This is a genomic window from Sphingopyxis panaciterrulae (assembly GCF_014199295.1).
Taxonomy (GTDB): domain Bacteria; phylum Pseudomonadota; class Alphaproteobacteria; order Sphingomonadales; family Sphingomonadaceae; genus Sphingopyxis; species Sphingopyxis panaciterrulae.
Window position 1 is genome coordinate 1 of sequence record NZ_JACIJH010000031.1, and the last position, 3,209, is coordinate 3,209.

Annotated in this window: 5 protein-coding genes and 1 pseudogene; 1 reads left to right on the forward strand and 5 read right to left on the reverse strand. The window is 59.3% G+C overall.

What is annotated here, in order from left to right; genetic code table 11:
* Window positions 1-322: 322 nt before the first annotated feature.
* From FHR21_RS20580 to FHR21_RS20600, 5 genes are all read right to left on the reverse strand, one after another.
* On the reverse strand, window positions 323-520 hold the full coding sequence (locus FHR21_RS20580; protein WP_184101809.1) for a hypothetical protein: 198 nt from the start codon (window positions 518-520) through the stop codon (window positions 323-325).
* 39 nt (window positions 521-559) lie between these two features.
* Entirely contained in the window at window positions 560-772 is a 213-nt protein-coding gene (locus FHR21_RS20585) for a hypothetical protein (RefSeq protein WP_079640039.1), read from the reverse strand.
* Between the two features lie 182 nt (window positions 773-954).
* Window positions 955-1,209 carry a translation initiation factor IF-1 gene (gene infA / locus FHR21_RS20590; RefSeq protein ID WP_184101811.1) on the reverse strand — a complete coding sequence of 85 codons (255 nt, stop codon included), beginning with the start codon at window positions 1,207-1,209 and terminating at the stop codon, window positions 955-957.
* Window positions 1,210-1,217: 8 nt separating this feature from the next.
* Window positions 1,218-1,424 carry a cold-shock protein gene (locus FHR21_RS20595; RefSeq protein ID WP_079640318.1) on the reverse strand — a complete coding sequence of 69 codons (207 nt, stop codon included), beginning with the start codon at window positions 1,422-1,424 and terminating at the stop codon, window positions 1,218-1,220.
* A 580-nt stretch (window positions 1,425-2,004) separates the two neighbouring features.
* Window positions 2,005-2,301, reverse strand: coding sequence for a hypothetical protein (locus FHR21_RS20600; protein ID WP_079640320.1), 297 nt, complete (start codon window positions 2,299-2,301; stop codon window positions 2,005-2,007).
* A 480-nt stretch (window positions 2,302-2,781) separates the two neighbouring features.
* Here FHR21_RS20600 and FHR21_RS20605 point away from each other — a divergent pair.
* Window positions 2,782-3,036 (forward strand): annotated as a pseudogene (locus FHR21_RS20605) (integrase); the annotation flags it as partial.
* Window positions 3,037-3,209: the final 173 nt, after the last annotated feature.

Below are 3,209 nucleotides of genomic sequence, written 5' to 3' on the forward strand. Positions count from 1 at the left end.
GGGTCTGCCTGCGGCAGCCCACGTTCAATCAGGTGCGGCGCTCGCCGGGCCGCTTTACATCGAGGCTAGCACCAATCCGCGGAGCGGTTCGTGCATCGGCCAGCTACCGATCGATAGTCTGCAGAGGTCGGTCTATTGTAACGTGGGTTTGGGAGAGAGGCCGTTGAGATGATGGGTCTTCTCGGGAATGTGGCGCGCGGGATCAGGATGAGGCGGCACTTCTTCTGAAGGTTGCACGGGGGTTTTTCTGGCTCGATCCTTCTTCTCGCCGGCAGCTATCGTCTCTGGCATATAATTCTCCCGTGCGCTTCATTGGCGGCAATCAGGCTGCAACCGATCCTTCCGCAACACTGTAGCCAAGGAAATTGGGTGCAAGGCCGCGACCTTCGCGGAAACGGTTGATGCGCTTCGCATAGTGGCGCGCGAGGTCGAAATTGGTGGTGGCGAGTCCAGTCTGGCGTGCGCGGCCGGCTTCCATCAGCGCAATCTGATGGTGGTAGAAAAGCTGGTTCATATCCATGGCCTTGTCCTTAATCGGTCCGGGAATGGATGGCCCTGCTCAGGCGAGGCATTGGGCCCGCAGAGCCTCGGCAATCCGGTCCTTTTCGGCGCGTGCTGCCTCGGACTTCTGTTGCCTGCTCGCCATGGCATGCCAGGCGGCGGCCGAACGAAGGTTGCGGTCCCGCACCTCCATCAGATCGGACGCGGCGGCATCGGCTTCGCAGCGTTCGGCCTGCTCACGATAATGTTCACTCGTCGATGTTGCGGCCATGCTGCTATCCTTTCGATCAATCGATCATGTGAGCGATGAGGCGTCTGAGTTCGCGCCGCGAGAGGGTCGGGGAGGGCAGCGCTCGTTGGCTGGGCTGCATCGGCTTTCCTGCTAGCGGAAGGGCGGAAAGGCTCGGGAAAATACTGCTATTCTGAAACATATTGGTCTTCTTGGGTTAGATGTCAGCGCCGCTTGCTCGCGGCGCCCGGACTTCCCGGACCACGATCGCGATAAACGATGCGGCCCTTGGTCAGATCATAGGGTGTCATTTCGACGCGCACGGCGTCGCCGACAACGGACCGGATGCGGAAACGCCGCATCCGGCCGGCTGTGTAGGCAATGAGCCGATGGCCGTTTTCGAGTTCGACGCGGAATCGCCCGTCGGGCAGAATCTCGTCGATCATGCCCTCAAAGATGAGGACCTCTTCCTTGGCCATCTAAAGCGTCAGGCCGCTTCGAGATTGACGGCCGAAACCTTGCCATCGCGACCGGTTTCGAGCTCGTAACTTACGCGCTGATCTTTATTGAGAGTCGCCATGCCGGCGCGCTCGACCGCGGAGATGTGGACGAAGCTGTCGCCCGAACCATCCGCGTTCGCGATGAAGCCATAGCCCTTATCGGAATTGAAGAATTTGACGTTGCCGATCGGCATGATTGTTTCCTTTCACGAAAACAGGGTATCCGCCGGCAAAAGCACCGACAGAGCTGGAAGCGTGAGAAGGGAAGAAATAGACCCGGTAAGGGGCATCAAAATTCCGTCGCAGGCGACGTTAGCCAGATGCGTATGGATCGAGATAATATAAAAGTCAAGAAATTCCTTGATTTCATGCGTCGCCGACGAGTTTTGTTCTGGAAGGCGCTCGCAAATTTATTCACCGGTTTGCTGAATTTTTCGGAAGGAAATCCGCCGCGTTATCGAAGATTCTTCTCGCCTTTTTTATTGCATAGGCTTGTTCAGGTCCGGCGGGCGATAGAGGAGGTGGCGCATCACTTCGTCGTCTATCACAGCGACGCGGAGCCCTAGGTCTTCTGCCGCGTCGGCGGCTGAGCTTCGACAGCACCCATGACTCGCAGCGACGCGGAGCCCTAGGTCTTCCGCCGCGTCGGCGCCCGTAGTGCAAATTTGCCGAATGTAGTCTGCTCAGAGCGGCTCGATCGCGCTCATACTGAGGCTTTGAAGAAGGCAGAGACGTGAACCTGCGTCTCGGGCAGCGCGATGCTCAGCGCGCGGCTCATTCGAACTCCGGGTCGCGGGCCAAGGACCGGATCGCTGTGGCGACGCGATCATAGCCTTCCGGGCTCTCGGTCGCGATCGCGATCGGACGACCACCAAGCTCCGTGTTTTCGCTGTTAAGAAACGCGATTGCGGGATCGCGGCCGCCCATGGTCAGGAAGGCGAGCTGGCTGATGTCGCCTTGGCGGCGGGCATCGGCGGGTGCCAGCGGCGTGCGGCTCTTTCGGAAGAAGCGGCCTGACCGGGCTTTGGCGCCCGTCGAAGTCTCCGGAGTCGGATCGGTTTGCGAAGTCATGGCCCTAAGCCCCTGCGTGTAAGCGGGAGCACTATGTCTCTCAGTCGCGGCGGCCTACGAGAACGAGAGCGGCGATAACTATGATATGGGGGTTGTCGACGGGATTGTAAGGTAGCCGGCAGCGTCTCGTGCGGCATTTGGCTGTCTGTTCGACCTGCGTGTACAAAAAAAGACGCCCGCACGATCGGAACCGGGCGGGCGTCAGATGAAGAACTCGGATTTCCTGAAAGGAAGAGCTCTCTGGGTCGCCCGGCGCGGATAGGCGCGCGGGCGGAAAGGCAATTGTACGGAAGCGCCAAAAGACTCCTGTCGACGACGGTATTCGTTCGGAATCTCTCGCCACGGACGTCGGGTCGAAGAGGGGCTGAACGAATGTCGGCTACGCAATATCGGGGTCCGGAAGCTGCCAGTTCACTTTCGGCCAACCGGCTTGACTCGAGCGTTTCCCTTTTTGGCCATTTTGGCCACAGGAGAACGATCATGGGTAGATCAGAATTCGACTATTTACCTCCACGACCGGCGTGGAATGCCGGTCGAAAGGTAGGTGCAAAGCGGCCGCTAAAACCACGGCAGATATGGGCAATTCGCTTCCACTTGGATCGAGAGCACCGGCTTCGAGACCGGGCGCTGTTCGATCTCGCAATCGACAGCAAGTTGCGAGGCTGCGATCTTGTGAAGATCAAGATCGGCGATCTCGTCGCCGGCGGTGAGTTGAGAACGCGGGCAATGGTGATCCTGTCAAACGGCGTTCAAAAGGGACCCCCGATCGGCGTCGAAGAGGGACCCCCTTTTTGGATATGATGTTGGTTTGTTGAAGATGGCCTTGCGCTGCGCGCGGCGGAGGGCGGGCGTAGCCCGACCGGAGGCGCGCGCAGCGCAAGATAGATTTTTGAAGGCGCCGAAGGTGG

Coding starts and splice junctions, on each gene's coding strand:
- FHR21_RS20595 (WP_079640318.1), bottom strand. CDS start 1,424: ATGCCGATCGGCAACGTCAAATTCTTCAATTCCGATAAGGGCTATGGC.
- FHR21_RS20580 (WP_184101809.1), bottom strand. CDS start 520: ATGGATATGAACCAGCTTTTCTACCACCATCAGATTGCGCTGATGGAA.
- FHR21_RS20600 (WP_079640320.1), bottom strand. CDS start 2,301: ATGACTTCGCAAACCGATCCGACTCCGGAGACTTCGACGGGCGCCAAA.
- FHR21_RS20585 (WP_079640039.1), bottom strand. CDS start 772: ATGGCCGCAACATCGACGAGTGAACATTATCGTGAGCAGGCCGAACGC.
- infA (WP_184101811.1), bottom strand. CDS start 1,209: ATGGCCAAGGAAGAGGTCCTCATCTTTGAGGGCATGATCGACGAGATT.